Origin of the sequence: Enterococcus sp. DIV0008, assembly GCF_050542615.1 — a bacterium.
Lineage (GTDB): Bacteria > Bacillota > Bacilli > Lactobacillales > Enterococcaceae > Enterococcus_D > Enterococcus_D innesii.
The window spans coordinates 206099-225713 of record NZ_CP172937.1 but is presented as its reverse complement, the minus strand read 5'-3'; the positions used below and the strand labels follow the sequence as shown (position 1 = coordinate 225713).

Genomic DNA, 19615 nt, shown 5'->3' with positions numbered 1-19615 from the left:
GCTTGTCTTGGATGAAGGCTTAGCGATCACCCAAATGGCAAACTTCCTTGACTTCACTGGTTTTGAATACACGCCTTTTCTTTGCTCGAGTGGATCATTTCAGACTGTCTAGGAAATGCGCTACTCGTCGTTACGCAAGTGGCGGACTTTGTATCTAAATTGGTCTGCTCGAGCAACACTCAAGGTGTATTCGATCACTTCATTTTCAATATTGAACGTGCTGCGTACTAGGTTCAACACCGGCGCACCTTCGTGGATTTTTAGCAATGCCGCATCTTTTGCACTGGCAATACTGGCAAAAAATTCTTCGTCCGCGAGGCGGATCACTTGATGAAAGTCTTCATGAAATATATCGTACAATGGTTTTTGCTCGATCATCTCACTCGTTAAATGCATGAAGCGTTTGACAGGCAGATAAGAACGCTCGATCATCATCGGTTGGCCATCAGCAAGACGCAATCGTTTTAACTTGTAGATCGGCTCGCCGATGGAAACTTGCAACTGAGTGGCAAAATATTTTGTCGCTTCCATTTTTTTGAATGCCAATACTCTAGTTTCTGGTTGTTTCCCTAGTGCTTTCATCTGTTCGGTAAAACTATACGAACCTGATAAATTGGTTGCCTGCTTGCGGATATCTGAAACAAAGGTGCCCTTGCCATGTTGGCGATAAATATAGCCTAATTTTTCTAATTCCTGTAGTGCCAAGCGAACGGTGGTCCGACTTAATCCGTAGCGCTTTGACAGTTCTCTTTCTGAGGGAAGCATCGTGTCTGCTTCCATTTCATTTTCGATTTTTTCAATCAGTAAATTTAACAATTGATCGTATAATGGTTGTCGATTTTTATTGATATTCATAAGCCCCTCCAAACTGGTTACTACCACATAACGAGTGTACTATTTCCCGATAGGCGTGTCAAACAATCGTCTACAGGGGCTCTGTTTCCTGAATTTGCGTCTTTTCACGCAGGAAAATGAACCAATTGCCAGTACGAGCTAAGCTGAAAAGTCAGCTGTTGCTTGCTTAGCAAAACTCCTCCTACGTGTTGCGCCGTTTCTTCTGCTAGCTTGCTTATTGCGGCCAAATGGATGGATACAGACCAAAGCCAGAACCGATCAAGCCGATCACTAGCAGCAAAGCGATACATTTCAACGGCGTCCAGCCGCGTTTTGATAAGAAGAAATACAGCATCAGTGTGATGGTCAATGGAATCACTTGCGGCAAGATCCCATCGAGGATTTTTTGAATATCGATCGTCACGGGCACTTCGTTAACTTTGTTAAACGTCAATTCATATTTGCCGTTAGCCAGTTCGTTGACCGTTGCATTTTCTTGCAGTGTGTCGGTCAATTGACCATTCTCATCCGTGGTATACAGCATATCTCCATAAGCGGCAATGGCTGCTTGATCATCCACGATCGTCGTCGCTTGTGTCACTTCATTGGTAGTGCCGTTAGGGATCTGAATATCCAAAGACGTCGCTCCATACACGCAGGTCAAGGAGCCAACAACAAAAATCCCTAAAATACTCGCTGCTCGGGTGAACTCTTTGGCATTTTCCGTTAAGATCCCAATCGCATCTGTCCCTAAACGATAAGACCAGTGCATCAAGAAGAACCGTAAGCCGAATTGGGCCGCATTGAATACCAGTAAGAAAATAAACGGTGCAGCGATGTTGCCGTTGATCGCCATATTTGCTGTGATACCAGCTGTTATCGGTACCAGAGTGAACCAGAATAACGCGTCACCAATCCCGCCTAGCGGACCCATCGCGGCGACTCGCACTGCCCGAATCATGGGAATATCGGCTTTGTTTTGTTCCATCGATAGAATGATCCCCATCACAAAGTTCACGAGGAATGGATGGGTATTGAAAAACTCTAGGTTATGGCTCATTGAAGCAGCCAAGTCCTTTTCATTTTTATGGATCTTTTTCAATCCCGGTAAAATACTGAATAACCAGCCTCCTGCTTGCATTCGCTCATAGTTGAAAGAGGCTTGTAGAAATAAGGAACGCCAGACCATATTGTTCAAGGTCTTTTTATCCAGTTGTTCTGCGGGCGCTTGTTCGCTATAAGAATCAGGAATATTATATGCCATCTTCGTCGCCTCCGAAATCATAGGTATTGGCTGCTGCTACTTTAAATTTGGACTGGATTTGATAATCCCAAAAGGCTAATGCAAAACCGATAAAGGCTAGAATGATCAAGGCTGGTCCTTGCAAGGAAGGTGCCGCCATTACGATCGTGGCTAAACCAAACCCCATAAAGAAGAAACCCCACATTTCTTTGGAAACCATCACTTTTAGTAAAATCGCAAAACCGACATACCGCATCATGCCCCCAGCTGCGCCAAGCCCACCCATCAACCATTGAGGGATCGCTGCGACCGCCTGATTCCCGAAGGCAGCACCGCCGATAAAGAATAAGACCACGATCAAGCCAAAGATCGTTCCAAGACCCGCCATCGCTAAATAATTGATTCGATCAATGCCCTTCGTATTGGCATCATGGGCGTAGCTGTCGGCTTTTGACATCACTGGTGACATTAGTGAGAAGATAATCGTCACCCCATATTGCCCCAGCAAAGAAAACGGAATCGCCGTAGCAACCGCTACTGTTGGTTCTAGCTGCAGCGTGATTGCTAGGATTGCTGCCATAATTCCGCCAATCACCGCATTTGGCGGTTGCGCGCCGCCCACCGGCATATTGCCGATCGTCATTAACTGATACGTTCCGCCAACGATCAAGCCGGTTTGAAGATCTCCAAGAATAAGTCCGATAACCATCCCGGTAACAATGGGTTGGTACAATGATTCTAAAAAACTAAATTGATCGATTGCGGCAATGAATGTAACTATGAAGACTAAAATGATTTGAAAAATCGTGTAATCCATTTTCTTTCTCCTTCCTTACCTCTGCATTACTGAAATAATTTCTTTTCATCTTCAACAGGTGTCGTTGGAACCCGCTGAATCACTAATTGCACCCCCATTTCCTTCAGTTTTTTAAAGGCATTGACATCTGCTTCATCGACGGCAACTGTTGTAGCAACCTGTCTTTTCCCTTCTGACATATGCATATTCCCAATGTTCAGTTTCTTGATTGGTACTCCACCTTCAGCCAATTTCAACGCATCTTGCGGATTTTCAACCACCATGAAAATCTTTTGTTTTGGCGATGCTTTATGAATGATCTCGATGGTTTTTTGAATCGAGAAATACCTCGTTTGGACGCCAGCTGGCGCCGCCATATCCATCAACCCTTGTCTGACTTTGTCTTTGGCGACCTTATCATTTGCCACTAAAATTAGATTTGCCCCCAACGTACCGTTCCATTGGGTGGCAACTTGCCCATGAATCAATCGATTGTCGATTCGCGTCAATAAAATATTTGGTTCTCCCATAAATATGTCCTCCTTCTATTTACTGCATGATTTCTGCAACCGCACTACGTTCTACTTCGATCACCGTTCCCGATTTCACCCTTAGATCCACTGTCTCTTTCCCCAGTGCTTGAATCTCCCCAATAATGCCGCCGTACAATTTGATTTTCTGTCCCTTTTTCAAGGACTGCTGCAATTCAGCGAAATAGCCTTTTTGCTTTTTCAGATTTTTCCCATTCAAGAAAGAAGAGACCGCCAAAAAGAGAAAGAGAAAAACAAGCACCACGATTGAGGCTGCTAAGATCATTTCCCACATCGTTAAATCCCTTCTTCCTCATTGATTTCCTCATGGCCTTTGATCTTTCCGTGAAAAATACCGCTCTTGCCAATCTCTGCCAGTCCTTGACAAAAACCCTCTGGATCAGTTGCCGTATATCTAGTCAACGAACCTTCTACTAGCATCAGTAGATTGCTGCCGCCGATAACCTCGACTTGTGGGTCCTCATTGGCAGCAGTCATCGCAACATTAAAAGGGGTTCCGCCCACAAGGTCTGCACAAATCACGACCCCATCACAGGTTTCCTTTAATTGATCGATAGCTCCTTGCAACTCTTTTTCAAAGTCAGCTAACGGATTTTCCTCTAAAAATGGCACTGCTAGAAATTGTTCTTGGGGTCCTGCAATCATCGCAAGCGCATTTTCCATCCCTTGCGCAAATCCTCCATGACCTGTTAAAACCAAACCAAGCATCTTATGTCCTCCCCTTATTCTCAACTGGTAGTAACCACATACCCAATATAACCGCTTTCATTTTGTCTGTCAATAAAATTTTTGTTTTTATATAAAAATGTCTTTGTTATCTTTAAATACGCAAAAGAGCGTAAATATTGTGTTTATCAAACATAATAATCTATTATTTTTAATGACAAGCAAACTAGACATATATGGGATTGTTATTTTTCACAAATTTTAACATCTGCTTTCAGATACTGGTATTAAAAGAACCATACGCTCATTTTTTTCCGATGAAAACCTCTATTTCCCCTTGAAATAAACGATCCTAAGAATACCATGCTGAATAAAAAAAAAACCAGTCAGGGTAACTCCGTGACTGGTTCTTTATTTTCGCTCGAAGATGTTTTGAACTGCCGCATGATAAATATGGTAAATCACTCGGGAAATAAATAATGAAAAACGCAAATCATCTCGATATGAAACGGTCATTTTTTTATAGTTCATGTGAATCATTCCCTATCCCTGATTTCGCTATTTTCTAATCTTTCCTTCAGTAGTTGATAAATATCTTTCTCATAGGTTGCCGAAAGGAGTTTTTGTCTAAAGGTAGTGTCACTCACCAAAGCATGTAGGGTCGTTACTGCGTTTAAGTGGCTCTTCTTGTCCTTCGGCGCAATCATAATCAATAGTTGAACACCTAACTGCTTAGAAAATTTCACTGGTTTTTTTACACGAAGTAGAGACATCCCTAACTCGTACACTCCGTCTTCCGGTGCAGCATGAGGAATAGCAACACTCGGTGCAATAACAAAATATGGATACTCACTATTATAATTTTTGATGATTGTCTCGATGTATGCTTCTGAAACGAATCCTCGTTTTAGTAACGGCTTTCCGCATTGTCTAATCGCTTCTTCAAAGGACAGCTCGCCTGTATCGTAAGTCTGGATATGGGCGCACGGCAACAGCTCTAACAATTGACTTTCTTTTTTGGGATTATATGGAACTTGCTTTGATGAGGTTTTGTGAAAAATATGTTTTTGCAGTTCTTTTCTCAACTGTTGTTTTGAATGGATCTTTGCATATTTTCCGATCAAAGAAATAAGCTCATCTATTTCATGCTCACTGCTAGTTCTAATCAAGTTACGGTTCTCGAAAGCGTCTATTTCTACTTTTTCTCGTAATAACTTCTTCTCCGAGTCTGTTAAAAAGTGCTTAATTAAATAGAATGGTTGGTCTGTGTCAATTTCAACAGTAGAGAAAATAAGGTCTACTTGGGGGCCAACATCATAGTATTCTCTTAACGACATAAAGCGAATAAAATTTATTTGAGGAAACAGTTCTCGCAAGCTTTTCAATAAAAGGTGTGACACAGAAATGCCGTGCATACACACGACAACTGCGGTCTTCTTTTGATCATTTCTTTTTTTCGCTTCATGTAAGAAGCTCATAAATAGAATCACTATGTACGAAAGCTCCATTCCTGTGAAGTTAATATTTAGCTCGATCTCAATAAATTTGATCGATTCTTTTACTATCAGTTCAAATGCTTTATATTCATTTTCTATTTTTTCCGATAGTGTATTTTCATCTGGCACCCCAAATCGAATTCGATAACTCGCTGGTACAATATGCTGATACAACACATCTTTCAATTCTTCCTTATTTTCAATCACGGTAATACTACACTCTTCAAATCGTTGGATACTTTTCATGATTGCTGTATCTAATTCTTGATTGTATCGAAACATCATTCTTTTTATAACGTTCATGCTGAGTATATGCATGGTGATGTAGTAGATTTCTTTCGTAACGAGTGTTTTGGGGCTGTCTTTGTATAAGTCTTTAAAACATTTTTCTGCTGTTTCATGAGTTTTCTTATCCAATAATCTATTAACCGTACGAATCGTCGACTCTTCAATCGACTTTTTTTGTTTTGCCCGCTGAATAGATAGATAAATGATCATACTTAAAAAAGATACTTTAATTTCAGAAAAAGATACATTCATCTTTTTTTCTAATTGCTCAACTCTTAGGGAAACTTCATTTATAAGGTCGTGCTCTATCATAAGAACTGATTTAGACTGTAGAAGTGTAGGATCTTTTTCTTGTTCTTTTTTCAATAGGTTCGTCCATAGCTTTCGGATCTCTATTTCTTTCCCATGCAAATAATATCCTGTTTGACGCGCCGATCGAATACCTACGCCGTTTCTGTTAGCTAGTATTTTCAAATTTTTGATATCTGTTAAAATCGTATTTTTACTTACTCTGAATTTTTGGGCTAACCCGCTTAAAGTGAACTTCTCGTATAACGTGATCAAAAGCAAAATATATATTTGTCTTTCCTCAGCAGTATAATAGACTGGTGCTTTTTCTAAGGCTAAAATTTCTTGTCTATATTTCTTTTTTATGTCTAACACATAGTAAGAACCGCTCTTGATAATTACCGGAAATCCTTTTTCTTGTAAAAATTCGTTTACTTTTCCGATTCGATAGTCTAACTGATTTTTACTCAAATAGAATTCTTCCATCAAAACATGTGCAGAGATACTTTGATTGTTCAAAATAAATAGCAATATCCGATGCATCATCGAGTCCATTTGTCCCCGCCCCTTTTCACCTAGATCCATTCAAACAACTTTTGCCGATTCTCCCTAAGTACGTTCTGTGTACTATTAGAAGTCAAGGGCTATAAGAGTTCATCTTATAGCCCAGTTTGACTTTCTTTTGTTACACAACTTGTTTATAATTTAATTAGCATATCACTTATGCCAGTTTCTAAATACGCATTGATCACATCTCTTAAAAGATAAGGAGATTTAGGTATTGCATCGATTGTGTCGCCAGCTATATGTGGGGTGAGAGTCACATTTTCTAGCTGTAAAAGAGGATCATCTTTTTGAATTGGTTCTTTCCATATGACATCTAATGCCGCACCTGCAATTTTCTTTTCTTGGAGTGCTTTGATCAATGCGTCTTTTTCTAAGACTGCCGCTCTTGCCGTGTTGATTAAGTAAGCACTTGGTTTCATCAACGAGATCAACTGCTCATTCACTAAGTTTTTTGTTTCAGGACTTGCCCGTAAATGCAACGATACAACATCCGCTTCTGAGAATGTCTCCTCAAGTCCTCTGAATTCAATTGCTAATCCCTCTTGTCTTATTTTCTCTTGATCAATAAACGGATCGTACGCAATTACTGAAATACCCAAGTGATTCAGCCGTTTAGCAACAAGTTTGCCAATATACCCTAATCCAATCAAGCCCACCGTCAAATGATTCAATGTGGTTTTATATGGGTCGTTCGAAAATGATTTCGACCACTTGCCATCCATGACATCTCGATGACCTCTGGCAATGTTGCGGGTTTCCGCGTAAATTAACCCTATGGTAAAGTCTGCTACAGGCTCAGCGTTTCTTATCACGTGAAGCAAAGGAATATTTCTGCTTTTAATCTCCTCCAGTGCGACATGTTCTAATCCGCCCCGACAGGTACCGATTAATTTTAAGCAAGACGCATGATCGAGCATTTCTTTCGAGATCGGAGCGATATGAACAAATAGATAGTCTGCATCCCTCATTGATTCAACCAGTCCTTCAGGAATCTCTACAGCCTCAGGGCCACCTTTTTCAATCAGTAAAATCTTTTCCTGAAATTGTTCTTTTGTTAAATCCGAGTACCATTCAAACCGCTCAACTTGGATAGAATCTCCTAAATTCATTTGATAGGCCGCTTCTTCTAATGTCTTACTTGCTACCAGCCGATCACCAACCACAATCACTTTCGTCATTAAGTCGCCCCCTCATTTAACGTAATTTGTACATTTGATTCTAACTCTGCTTGCTTCTCTAAATAATTATGGATAACCTCTCTCTTCGTTCTTACAAAGAAATACATGCCGATATAAACTATCACTGACAAGCCGATCAAAAATGGATTCTGAGTTAAAAAGATCAGGAAAAGACCACCCATAATATGGTTTGTCATTACTGCAAAACTACAAATCAATAACGCACCTTCAGGAAGGTTTACACCGACTTCCATGGCAACTTCAGTAAAGATAGGCGCAACAGCTGTAATCATATACAAACCACCGATACACCAAATGGTTCCAGAAATCAAAGATTTAAAAATATTGCCATTTGAAATACAAATAATCAACTCGATCATATAAGGGATTGCAATCAGATCGACCATCGGTAACGTTTCGTTTCCTGGTAAAATGATTGCTAAAATCAAGACGATCGGCATAAGCAGCATTCCTGTTAACAAAGTAGACGTTTCACCATAACCAGCGGCATCATTGATTGCAAGAAACCAAACACGATTTTTACCTCCACTTTTTGCAGTTTTTTTCGAAGCGTCCGTGATGGTCGTAAACGCTGAAGCAAATATACCCGCAATTTTTGGAAAGATCGCCATAATAGCAGCCGTTGCGATACCAACAGTGGCAATTTCTCCCCAACCTTCAAGTGTATTCAACCGCATAAAGTTTCCTGCTAATCCCAACAGAGAACCAAGTACGAGTCCTAATGAAGTCGGTTCACCTAAAAACCCTAGTTTTTCTTGGATTTTTTCTGGATTCAATTGCACCTTATTAGCTCCCAACTTCGTTAATATCCAATCGATGCCAATTGCTAAAGGAACTGAGCAAATATGGTGTGGTGCGGTGATCGTGCAGCTTGGATAACCATAATACGTCGACCATCTTTTGGCGACGATCTCTGAAAAAACAAAGCAATACAGATTTGAAAGGACCATCAAACCAATTGAGAGCCATAAATTTCCCGTTGCGATGTAAAGCATCGAGCCCCAAAGCATAAAGGAATAATTATTCCATAAATCAGAAGGCATGAAAATATTGGTAAATTTCAAAACGAATAAAATGAGCTGCATAAGCAATCCCAAGCCTAAGAAAATCATCCCAACTTGTGTAGAATAGGCAACAACACTCGTAGCCTGCCAACCAGTATCTAAGATTCTTAAGTTTACTCCTGTTTCTGCTACCATTCTTTGTACGACTGGCGTAACGATCGGCGAATATGCGCCGATAATCATATTGAACCCGGTTAAGCCGATCCCTGCATTCAGTGCCGCGTTAAATGCTTTTTTGGGTTTTACTTTCATCACTAAAGCAATAAAGAAAATAATCACTGGAACGACGATCGCAGCCCCAAACGAATCCATAATATTCGATAAAATCTCTAACAAAGGTTCCCCCTCCTCTTCTTAGTTCTCTCGAATTACCCAACAATCGCTGCAACTGTTTTTAGCAGCTCCTCATAGAATTCTTCTTCCCCCATTCCTGTCAACAATCCTACAGAATTAATCGTTGGAATCTCATACTTTCCTTTCAAAGGACTTGTATGGACAATCACATCCCATTGACCAGAAGTCAATTCTCCATCAACTCCCCCTGGATTGACTTCTACCGTTTTTGCCTTATAACCATTTTCTTCTAAAAAATCTTTAACTTTGCCCGCAACCATCGAACTTGTAACAGTTCCCGAACCACATACTGAAATGACATTGACCTTCTTCATAATTCTTTCCTCCTTTTTATTTTCTTTCGTTTAAGATGCCAGCTTTAGGCGTTACACCAAAGCGATCGGCTAGATCCCAAAGTTGTTGATCCGTAATCTTTTGAACGATTCCTGTTGGTGCAGCAATTGCTCGCATATAGATATCAGCTGCTTTTTCAGCAGTTTCAACCAATCCAAAGGCATCGTCCATGGATTGTCCGGCACCCATAATACCGTGGTGCGGCCAAACCACGATTCGTGAGTATGCCATTTTCTCTGCTGAAGCTTCCCCAAGCGCAACTGTCCCTGCGACCATCCACGGTAAGACAGCAACTCCATCTGGAAAAACGACTAAACATTCTGTGATCATTTCCCACAATGTCTTTGTAAAGCGATTTTCATCTAAATCATGAACAAAAGTCATCGCCGAAATAGCAATTGAATGAGTGTGTAGAATCACTCGATGTTCCGAATCTTGACGAAGACGCACTGCGTGACACTTAAGATGAGAAGCAAGTTCACTCGTAGGAATCCCGCCCGTTTCAAGTCCCCACAAAACTTGATAGTGCTTCCCTTCTTTATCGATTTTTAAAATGACCAAATTATCTGCTGGATTTTGCCAAACATTTTTAAAATATTTACCTGATCCTGAGACTAAAAAGATCATACCTGCCAGTTCAGGAATTTCAAAACCTAATGCCGCTTCATAAATCACTCGATTCGTATCAAGATAAAACTGAACTTCCGCTTCATCTATACGATAACTGATGTTCCCTCCATTTCTTTCTGCCCACCCGTTATTCCATAAGTTCCTTGTTGCTTCACACATTTCCTTGATAAACGGTGCTTCATAAATATTGTGGATCTTCATCATTACTTCTCTCCTATCTATTTTTAAAATATTGTGTAACTAATTGATACATTTCATCTGCAGTGATATCTTGAGACAGCTTGTTCATAGTGCTCTCATCAGCGAACATCGCCATTAAATTCTTTAACAAAACTAATTGCTGATCACCTTTATCAAATCCTAAAACAAAAATATAACGAACTTGCACGTATTCATCACACGAACCCATCTGTCCAAACTCAATGGGGGTTTTGAGCTTTGTTAAATAAATAAACGGTTTTTTGATATGTTGTGGTTCTGTATGAGGTATTGCAATTCCCATAAATTGGGTCTTTAATCCCGTTGGGTAATCTTTTTCTCTATTGGTGATCGCCAGCAAGAAACTATCTTGAACATATCCTTGTTCTTTTAGCTTTTGAAAGATGCAGGTAAAGTATTCTTCTTGATTCCCATTGGTTTCAATCACATCTGTCAATTTTGTGTCAAAGAATTCTTCCATAACTCCCATATTCCCTCCTTTCCGTTGCGACTGTATTTATAGTTTAAGTTATTTCACAAACTTTTTGTTATCGCTTTCATCACAATTTTTATTTTTATATGAAAAAAAATTGGGTTACTAGAGATAATTCAATGTTTCAGCAAATACTCTTGCCTCGGTGTAATTAAAGTAAGTCTGTTTCCTGTTTTCACGTGAAACAAAAAAACCTAACCAACCAGCAGGATCACTGATTGATTAGGAAATAGACTTCTTTATTGTTCGGTCAACCACGTGCGCGAGTGTTCGACTTCTTCATACGTTAACTGATGACTCGGGGTCCAAATGGTTGAAAGGACTGCGCCCCGGGAGGTGAAGATCTCTTGGACGTAAGCACTGTCAGCTAGGGAAACGATCGGGTCGTTTCTGCCAAAACTCAGAAACACATGAGTGTCAGGCAAGGAATTCGTCGGTACATTCTCGACTGGATACATGGCGTGGTAGAGGATCGCTTTTTTGAAGTGGTCACTATCATTTAGTAATAAGCGAATGGCAATGTTGGCGCCATTGGAATAACCCACTAGTACCACTTGCGCTAACGAAAAGTTGTATTCTTTGGCGGCTTGCCGAATGAACTCGGCTAATTCGTCGCCGCGAAGTGCTAAGTCGGCTTCATCATACACCCCTTCAGCTAGGCGTTTGAAGTATCGGGGCATGCCGTTTTCTAAGACATTGCCGCGAATACCTAATAGTGACGCTTGGGGGTCAAGGGCTTTGCCTACTTCTAGCAGCGACTGTTCGTCGCCACCGGTGCCGTGGAGCAGTACCAAAACTGGTGCGTCAGCTGCTCCTTGTTGGTAGATTGCTTTCATCGAAGTTCCTCCTTTAACTTGGTCGTTTGATATCGAAAATCTCCCCAATCGTTGCGTAAAAATTTCCCGCTAGCCGGCTGACTGCTTGTAAGGCACGGGGATCGATCTTGCCATCTTGATAGACATCCTCTGCAATCTGGTAGCCGACGACTTCCAACAATAAGAGATCGGCAGTGGTCTGCTGGTCTTTTTTGATGGGTACGTGTTGATGCAGAGTCGTTTCTAAGCGTACATTGGCTTCTTTCAAGCCAGGAACGGCAATTGTTTTCGATGTCGTTGTCGTAAATCCAGAAACCGTCAACTCGCTTTGGTCTGCGGGCAATAATGCCGCAGTTTTATTGGCCTCTTGGACATTTGTTTGATCCAAAATATGCACGACGGCTTCTTTCGTCGCCAACAGATTGCGGGCGGTGTCTTTCAGTTCTCCCCCTTTACGCTGGATAGCCAACGAGAGGATCACGGGTTCTGAGCTGACGATGTTAAAAAAACTGAATGGGGCGATGTTGACGATACCATCGGCTGATTGCGTACTGACCACTGCCACTGGCCGTGGAATGATGGAGCCAATCAGTAGTTTATAATTTTCTCGTTGGGTCAAATCCTTGGGATCTAAATAGTGCATACAGCGTCTCCTTTTCTAAACCGATAAATCTGGCAAGCGATCCTCGATCTCTGCACGGCGGCTTTCAAATTGGGCTGGCAGCATCAACTGCTCTCCCAGCGTTTCTAATGGTTCATCAACTAAAAAACCTGGGGTTTCTGTTGCGATCTCAAAGACGATGTTGCCCCGCTCTTGGAAATAGACGGCTTTGAAATAGTTACGGTCCTTGATTTCAGTGACGCCGTATCTTTGATCGTACAAGTATTCTTGCCACTCTTTTTGCACTGCTTCCGTTGGCACGGACCACGCGATGTGATGGACGGTGCCGACACCCCAGCGCCCTGCTGGCATTGCTTCATGGGGCACGACGATCTCATGAGCGAGGGTACCTGCGGTATGAAGATGGGTGCTTTTCTCTGTTTTGTTAAAAATGTTCAGTCCTAGATCATCTGCCAACGTTTGAATGGTCGCTTCTGGTTGTGCCGAAAGCAAGACGGCCCCATGAAAGCCTAAAATTGCTGGTGTTTCTGCCGATTCTTCGGCTTCGACTAACGCCAAAGACAGGTCATGCTGATCATGAAGTTCTAACGTTGGCCGATCAAACAATGTACTTTCTTGGACAGTTACTTGATGTTTCGCCAGATGTTCTTGCCAATAGGCACTGCTGTCTTTTGGAATGCGAAACGCGATCGTGCCGACTTGTCCGCTTCCTACTCGCCCAGGATGGGCCTTTGCCCAAGGGAAGAAGGTGATGATGGTCCCATTTTCTAACGCTTGATTGCTGTAATAAAGATGATACGTGTAGGGATCATCAAAATTGACGGTTTGTTTGACGAGGCGCAACCCCAACACGTCGCGGTAAAAGGCAACGTTCGTTTGCGGATCGCCTACGATGGCTGAAATATGGTGGATCTGTTGAATGGATTGCATACTGTGTGCCTCCTTAGGCGCGTTTTGTATTGAAGGGTTTGATGACTCCTTCGATGTATTCACGGCGATTTTCTAAAAATGGTGCCAATGATAAGGACTCACCCAATGTTTCGTATGGCTCATCCCCCATGAACCCTGGTTCATCTGTTGCTAGTTCAAAAAGAATATGGCCGATGCGCACATACAAGGATTCAAAATAGTAGCGATCCACATAGCCGGAGTTGGCCAATCCCAAGTTATCAAAGATTTCTTGCCAAACTGCTAATGAGTCGTGGTGAGCTAAACGAAAAGCGACATGATGCACTTCGCCATCGCCTTGTTGTGCTTGCGGGCTCGTGGTATCTTCCACTAAAACGACTTGAGCGCCATTGCCGCCTTCACCGACTTCTAGCAAATAGCGATTGTCTACTTGATCAATGGTTTTGAAATCAAAAACGGATTCCAGCAGCCCTTTGAAATCTGCCAAGTAAGAAACAGACATTTCGACAGGACCTAAGCCATAAATCGCAAATTCAGTAGGAACCGGTCCTTTTTTCCAAGGGGTACCAGCTTTCACGCCAGTATTGTGTTCATCAGAGATCAATTGATAGGCTTGCGTATCAAAATCCCAAAAGCGCAACACTTTTTTCCCAAATTCGGTGGTGATTGCTTCGTGTTTTACCTCAAATTCATCAAAGCGTGCGGCATAATAATCAAGGGCTGTGTCACTGGGCACTCGGAAACTGGTGCGGGTGATCGAGTTGGTTCCTTTGCTACCACGAGCGGTATTGGGAAAATCAAAGAACGTCATGGTCGTTCCCGGTGTCCCTAAATCATCCGCAAAGTAAGTATGATACGTATAAATGTCATCTTGATTGACGGTTTTTTTCACTAAACGCATCCCTAACACATCTGTAAAGAAATGGTAATTCCGTTCCACATCACTTGTCATAGCCGTCACATGGTGTACCCCTAATAATTGGTCTTGTTTTCTCATTTTCTTTTCCTCATTTCTGATCGTAAGTTATTTTTCGTAAAATTGTTTTTAATTCTTGCAATTCTTCACTGCTGAGTTCGGAAAAACTCGCCGCAATCTTTTGTGCATGACTGGGAAAAATTTTCTCCATCAACGCCCTGCCTGCTTCCGTAATACTGACGTATGTTACCCGTTGATCTTCTTGGCTAGGTTCCCGTTGCACGCAGCCTTTTTTGACTAATTGATCGACTACATAGGTTGTCGAGCTGCTGGCGATCAAGATTTTTTCCTTGATGGCTTGCGTCGTATGGGTGCCTTTATGGTAAAGCAATTCCAGTACGGAAAACTCCGTGATGTTTAAGCCATAACAACGGACATCTTTTTTTGCCACTTGTTCCAAACGACTCGCCGTGCGCAGCAAACCGATGTACGCTTTGAGCGCTTCTTCTTGATGCGCCATTTTCCTCACCTCTTTATTTCGAATTCGAGATAATCATAACTTACTTTTTGTAAGTTGTAAAAAGATATGCTTTGGTTGTTTAAGAAAATCATTCAATGCTTATTTTTATAGAGGTTAAGAACGGTTAGACACTAACGAAGGTCCCACCTTTTCTCTATGTCCCCTTCAAATCTAATAAAAAAGCAGAACTCATGAAAGATTCCATAAGTTCCGCTAAATATATATTTTACTGAAGAGGATTCGATCCATTCCATGTACTGATCGATGAAGCGCTGATTCCTACGCATAGTTATCTCTTTTTAGATCATTGTGGTCGGCTGCACCTGCTTTTCCAAAGCCAGTAACCACTTTTTGCGTTCGACACCGCCGCCATAGCCGCCGATGCTGCCATCACTATTGATGACACGGTGGCATGGAACAATCAACGCCAATTGATTTTTTCCGTTGGCATTAGCAACAGCTCGGGTGGCTTTTTCATTGCCGATTCGCTGTGCCAATTGTTTGTAAGAGTATGTTTCTCCAATCTTCATTGTCAACAGCTGCTGCCAGACGGCTTTCTGAAAATCAGAGCCGATCAATGCGATGGGTATCGTGAAGGCAGTTCGATTTCCTGCAAAATATTCCGTCAGTTCTTGCTTGAGTTGCTGAATGATTGCTGTTTGCTGGGGAATAATCACTGCATTCAAGCGGCTTCTCAAAACAGCAATCTCCGTTTCTAGCCCTCTGCGATCCACGAATTCTAACAAGTAAAGCTGCTGCTGGTCGCTGATTGCCAACATCGACCCCAGCTTGGTCTCAAGCCAAGCAGAAGAAAGAATCGTTTTTTCGCGGCTGTTGGAAGGCAACTCCCCCATAATCCGAGAAAACGCATCTCGAAAGCCGTTACCAGAATCGAAACCGGCTTCTAATTGTGCTTGGATCAGCGGTTCTCCTTCACGAATCTGCTTAAACGCTAACCCTAAACGGCGTGCACGGGAATATTCGATAAAGGTCATGCCAAAATATTTTTTAAATTGTCGACGCGCAGTATTGGGATGGATCGCTAGCGCTTCAAAATCTTTGTCGGTCCACTTTTTCTCTGGGTTACTCTCCACCGCTTCCACTAGGCTTTTCACGTCAGGAGATAAGTGGCTAGGCGAGCTGAGCGGGCGACATCGTTTGCAGGGTCGATACGCCGCCAGCAGCGCTTCTTGTGCTGTCTGAAAAAACTCGCAATTTTTTTTGAGCGGTTTTTTCGCTGGGCAGGTGGGACGGCAAAAGACGCCGGTGGTTTTTACCCCAACGTAAAAAATCCCTTCATATTGGGAATTTTTTTCAATCAGCATGTCGTAATAGTGGTCCCGTTGTCGGCTATCTTCAATCATCTTGCGCATCCCTCCCTCTTTTCTACACTTACAAAAATACTTTGTGCTTGTACAAACATATGACCGACCAATGCAGCAGCCTGCATCGGTTGGTCGAAAATTTGCCCACATCCTTCTGATGACATACGATCACCCTTTCCTCTGAATGACCTTAGTGTACAAAAAACGGTCTTGGCACATCCCATAAAAATTAACACCAATTTTTTAAAAAGGATCGAAGGTAGTTATCCTCCGATCCTTTTGATTTCCAGTTTGCCTATTTTTCAGCGAATCTTAAAGCGGCACCTACAGGAACCTAGACCGTCGCCTTCTGCTTGACTTGCAGGGCACTTTTTTTCCGCAAGACTCGCTCTAAACGGGGGCGATTGTAGCGTTGGATCATGATGAATGGGCAGTTAGCCAATAACGCATAGACGATCATCACCCAGCCCGCCCACGCAGGATTCCAGAGGAAAAAGAACGGTGCTGGAACCATCAGCAGCCAATGGGTCAGCTCTGCTCGGCGTGTCTCGATGACGAATTTTTCCAGATAGTCCTTTTGCTGTTGAGCCAAGCGGGATTTGTCAAAGCCTTTTTTGGCAATCACAGTACCGTCGGGCAATTTGTCTTTCCACTGACGAATACGAAACACCTCCGACCAGATCCTACCGCCTTTTTCAAAGGCAAAAGAACGGAACCAGTTGGCATGACGTTCAAAAAAGGCATCGCTGACTTTGCGCAAGCCAAAGGAGATGCCTAGATGAAACAGCAGCCAAGCCAAGCTGTCTGTAATGAGCAAGAGCAGTGGAGATAAGGTGATCAGCGGCATGTGCATCGCCTCCTATAAATTGATTTTGCGTCCTTTCCAGGTCACGGATTTCAACAAATGGGTTTGGATCCATGACCAACCAAATAAGCCTAGGAAAAAAAGAAAGTAACATGGAAAAAAAAGCAGCAAGACTCGGTTGAAGTTGCCGACACGGCGGGCAAAGCACACGGTTTGTCCAAAATAAGTAGCATAAAAAAGCAGGCCTAACCAAAGCGGTTTCATCAGAAACGGTGCCGCCAGTACCCCAATGCCGCCGCTGATCCACAAGATGACCCCTGCCATAATCAAAGGGTGAGTGAATTGCGAAGCAGTGGCAAAGTCCTTCGTCCAGCCTTGAACAAGTTGACGAACACCAGCTGGATACATCCGAAAGGCCAACAGGTCTTTTCCACCATACAAGGCGATCGGCAAGCGTTTTTTCTTAAAACGTCTCGCTAGTGCTAGATCATCTAAGATTCCTTGTGGCATGTCCTGATGCCCATTGGCTTGAAGGTACGCTGTTTTGCTGCACAAGATACACGGACCAAAGGCGCCGCCGGCTGAGAGTTTTTCGCCTACGATAGAAAAGCGGTTCAACCCGACAGGTAAGATGACATTAAAGACGGCAGACAGTTGTTCATACAGGCGCTTCGTTTGATGATAGGGCTGCACCGAGAGCAGGCCTTGTCCCGATCGCTCCTCATACGCAGCGAAAAGGCGCTCTAAGCCATCTTCTGCTAGAAAGAAGGTATCGGCATCCAAAAATAATAGATACTTGCCCACCGCTTGTGAGGCGCCTAACCAGCAAGCCGCCGCTTTCCCAGCAGAATCAGCAGCGGTTTGCAAGACCGTCACACCGAAGCCCTTGGCACAGGCGATCGTCTCGTCTTCCGATCCGTCATCAACCACCAAAATCTCCACAGGATGGAGGGTTTGCTGCTGCAAGGATGCCAACAATTGCGGCAAATTTTCTGCTTCATTGCGGGCGGGGATGATGATCGACAATTCTGCCCTCTCCTTCAAGTCTTTGGATGCGGCTGTCTCCTTGCGGGTGGGTATCGTCGGCAGGCGGAAAAAAATCAGCCAGCCTGCCAGCCAAGCAGCGCAAATACCAGCGAGCAGCAGATACACAGTCATCATCCTTTCTTGTCTTAGTGTTCTCTTTTGGTGATCATCTCACTGACTTGCTGTCCACTGAGGGTCACCATCGGCATGCCGGCACCGGGATTGACCGTACCGCCAACGAAGTATAGATTGTCGTAGCGTTCGCTGTGTTTCGGGTGTTTAAAGCCATGATTTTTCTTGCGATTAGAGACCGTGCCGTAGATGGCGCCGCGATGTGACAAATAATTCTTTTGGATGTCTTCAGGTGTCCAGCGGTCTTCATACACGATGTGCTTGCGTAGATCCGTTAAGCCCATGTTTTCCAGCTTGATCAAGATCCGTTCACGAAAGGCATCGTATTCCGCTTCCGTAAAGGGTTTATCCTGCAAATAAGGGATATGAGGCAAGATTTTGATGTTTTCATGCCCTGCCACTGTTTGCGAAGGATCGGTTTTGTTGGCATTGACCAAGTAGATCGTTGGGTCTTCCGGCAGCTGATGCTGATGGAAATTTTGATCAAAGTTTTCTTTTGAGGCATTGGAAAAGAAAAAGTTGTGGTGCGCCAGTTGCGGATAGGAGGTTTTGACCCCTAAGTGCAAGACGAAACCAGAACTTGCTGGTTCAAATTTTTCTTCCAGTTTTTGAGTAAAGGTCGGCGCTTCTTCTAACAGCTCTTCATAAGCCGGGATCACTTCCATGTTGGAAACAAAATAGTCGGCTTCGATCAACGTACCATCATCCAAACGAGCGGCACGGATTTGTTCCTGTTCAACGATCAATTTTTCCACTTTGTGTCCCGTGTGGAAGGTCACACCGATCTCTTTTGCTAAGCGAACGATGCCTTCGGCTAAACGATGCATCCCACCTGGCACGTACCAGACACCTTGGGCATGCTGCATGTAGATCATCATGTTCAAGACGGCTGGGGCGTCATAAGGAGACGAGCCGACATACTTGATAAAATAGCTCAGCATATCTTGCAGCTGCGGATTGCTGACACGTTTTTGAATGGCATCATGCATCGAAGAGAAATAATCAAAGCCTTTCAGCGCTTTGATCACGCCGTGATACTTCAAGATTTCTTTCGTGGTATCTAAGCCTTTCTCGAAATAGCCTTTTTCCGTGATTGCATAAATCTTTTGCGCATAGTCCAAAAAGTCTTGGTACTCGACCATGTCTTTTTCCGACAAGTGCGGGTTTTCCTTTGCCATGCGGGCAAGATCGCCATAGAGATCGATCTTGGTGCCGTCAGGAAAAAAGGAGCGCCATTCCAATGGCAATCGGCGAATCGCAACATAATCCGCCATATCGCGATTGCTGCCAGTAAATAATTTTTCGAAAATCTGCGGCATCGTCAAAATCGAAGGACCTAAGTCAAAGCCGAAGCCGTTTGTTTCCAGTCGGTTCAACTTGCCGCCTAAATGGTGATTTTTTTCATATAATGATACATCAAAGCCATTTTGGGCTAATGAGACCGCCGCTGATAGACCACCAAGTCCGCCGCCGATCACTACAACTGTTTTTTTCTCTTTCATTGAATTGCTCCTCGTTTGCTTTAATGAACGTCCCTATTTAGCC

21 protein-coding genes are annotated in these 19615 nt (G+C 43.0%); all 21 read right to left on the bottom strand.

Going from position 1 to position 19615, the window contains the following annotated elements:
• Positions 1-120: 120 nt before the first annotated feature.
• Positions 121-855 carry a GntR family transcriptional regulator gene (locus IGI84_RS01060; RefSeq protein WP_005226773.1) on the bottom strand — a complete coding sequence of 245 codons (735 nt, stop codon included), beginning with the start codon at positions 853-855 and terminating at the stop codon, positions 121-123.
• A gap of 214 nt (positions 856-1069) precedes the next feature.
• Positions 1070-2098 (bottom strand): PTS system mannose/fructose/sorbose family transporter subunit IID, encoded by a 1029-nt coding sequence (locus IGI84_RS01055; protein WP_220426308.1) that lies wholly within the window; start codon positions 2096-2098, stop codon positions 1070-1072.
• Positions 2088-2894 (bottom strand): PTS mannose/fructose/sorbose/N-acetylgalactosamine transporter subunit IIC, encoded by an 807-nt coding sequence (locus IGI84_RS01050; RefSeq protein ID WP_005226770.1) that lies wholly within the window; start codon positions 2892-2894, stop codon positions 2088-2090. The genes IGI84_RS01055 and IGI84_RS01050 overlap by 11 nt, the downstream gene beginning before the upstream one ends.
• Before the next feature lie 26 nt (positions 2895-2920).
• Positions 2921-3403, bottom strand: a complete 483-nt coding sequence (agaV, locus tag IGI84_RS01045) for a PTS N-acetylgalactosamine transporter subunit IIB (RefSeq protein WP_061053601.1) — start codon at positions 3401-3403, stop codon at positions 2921-2923.
• Between the two features lie 19 nt (positions 3404-3422).
• Entirely contained in the window at positions 3423-3698 is a 276-nt protein-coding gene (gene yajC / locus IGI84_RS01040; protein WP_016611533.1) for a preprotein translocase subunit YajC, read from the bottom strand.
• Positions 3699-3700: 2 nt separating this feature from the next.
• The gene (locus IGI84_RS01035) at positions 3701-4132 is read right to left on the bottom strand and encodes a PTS sugar transporter subunit IIA (protein WP_220426309.1); all 432 of its coding nucleotides are present in this window, start codon (positions 4130-4132) and stop codon (positions 3701-3703) included.
• 494 nt (positions 4133-4626) lie between these two features.
• Positions 4627-6747 (bottom strand): BglG family transcription antiterminator, encoded by a 2121-nt coding sequence (locus IGI84_RS01030; protein ID WP_411415670.1) that lies wholly within the window; start codon positions 6745-6747, stop codon positions 4627-4629.
• 113 nt (positions 6748-6860) lie between these two features.
• Positions 6861-7907 (bottom strand): 2-hydroxyacid dehydrogenase, encoded by a 1047-nt coding sequence (locus IGI84_RS01025; RefSeq protein WP_220426311.1) that lies wholly within the window; start codon positions 7905-7907, stop codon positions 6861-6863.
• Positions 7907-9328 carry a PTS transporter subunit IIC gene (locus IGI84_RS01020; protein ID WP_220426312.1) on the bottom strand — a complete coding sequence of 474 codons (1422 nt, stop codon included), beginning with the start codon at positions 9326-9328 and terminating at the stop codon, positions 7907-7909. Before IGI84_RS01020 ends, IGI84_RS01025 begins: the two co-directional genes overlap by 1 nt.
• A 32-nt stretch (positions 9329-9360) precedes the next feature.
• On the bottom strand, positions 9361-9660 hold the full coding sequence (locus IGI84_RS01015) for a PTS sugar transporter subunit IIB (protein WP_081117714.1): 300 nt from the start codon (positions 9658-9660) through the stop codon (positions 9361-9363).
• 16 nt (positions 9661-9676) lie between these two features.
• Positions 9677-10510, bottom strand: a complete 834-nt coding sequence (rhaD, locus tag IGI84_RS01010; RefSeq protein ID WP_081117738.1) for a rhamnulose-1-phosphate aldolase — start codon at positions 10508-10510, stop codon at positions 9677-9679.
• Between the two features lie 13 nt (positions 10511-10523).
• Positions 10524-10997 carry a PTS sugar transporter subunit IIA gene (locus IGI84_RS01005; RefSeq protein ID WP_220426313.1) on the bottom strand — a complete coding sequence of 158 codons (474 nt, stop codon included), beginning with the start codon at positions 10995-10997 and terminating at the stop codon, positions 10524-10526.
• Positions 10998-11239: 242 nt separating this feature from the next.
• Entirely contained in the window at positions 11240-11836 is a 597-nt protein-coding gene (locus IGI84_RS01000; RefSeq protein ID WP_220426314.1) for an alpha/beta hydrolase, read from the bottom strand.
• 13 nt (positions 11837-11849) lie between these two features.
• The gene (locus tag IGI84_RS00995) at positions 11850-12458 is read right to left on the bottom strand and encodes a flavin reductase family protein (RefSeq protein ID WP_430600608.1); all 609 of its coding nucleotides are present in this window, start codon (positions 12456-12458) and stop codon (positions 11850-11852) included.
• A gap of 15 nt (positions 12459-12473) precedes the next feature.
• On the bottom strand, positions 12474-13367 hold the full coding sequence (locus IGI84_RS00990) for a VOC family protein (protein ID WP_430600606.1): 894 nt from the start codon (positions 13365-13367) through the stop codon (positions 12474-12476).
• Positions 13368-13380: 13 nt separating this feature from the next.
• Positions 13381-14343, bottom strand: a complete 963-nt coding sequence (locus IGI84_RS00985) for a ring-cleaving dioxygenase (protein WP_430600605.1) — start codon at positions 14341-14343, stop codon at positions 13381-13383.
• Between the two features lie 10 nt (positions 14344-14353).
• Complete coding sequence (locus IGI84_RS00980; RefSeq protein WP_430600604.1) at positions 14354-14782, bottom strand: MarR family winged helix-turn-helix transcriptional regulator; 429 nt, start codon at positions 14780-14782, stop codon at positions 14354-14356.
• Between the two features lie 299 nt (positions 14783-15081).
• Complete coding sequence (locus tag IGI84_RS00975) at positions 15082-16146, bottom strand: bifunctional transcriptional activator/DNA repair enzyme AdaA (protein WP_201705625.1); 1065 nt, start codon at positions 16144-16146, stop codon at positions 15082-15084.
• A gap of 295 nt (positions 16147-16441) precedes the next feature.
• Positions 16442-16954, bottom strand: coding sequence for a hypothetical protein (locus tag IGI84_RS00970; protein WP_015508786.1), 513 nt, complete (start codon positions 16952-16954; stop codon positions 16442-16444).
• Positions 16955-16966: 12 nt separating this feature from the next.
• Complete coding sequence (locus IGI84_RS00965) at positions 16967-18073, bottom strand: glycosyltransferase (protein WP_220426316.1); 1107 nt, start codon at positions 18071-18073, stop codon at positions 16967-16969.
• A gap of 11 nt (positions 18074-18084) precedes the next feature.
• Positions 18085-19572 carry a phytoene desaturase family protein gene (locus IGI84_RS00960; protein ID WP_140965191.1) on the bottom strand — a complete coding sequence of 496 codons (1488 nt, stop codon included), beginning with the start codon at positions 19570-19572 and terminating at the stop codon, positions 18085-18087.
• Positions 19573-19615 lie beyond the last annotated feature (43 nt).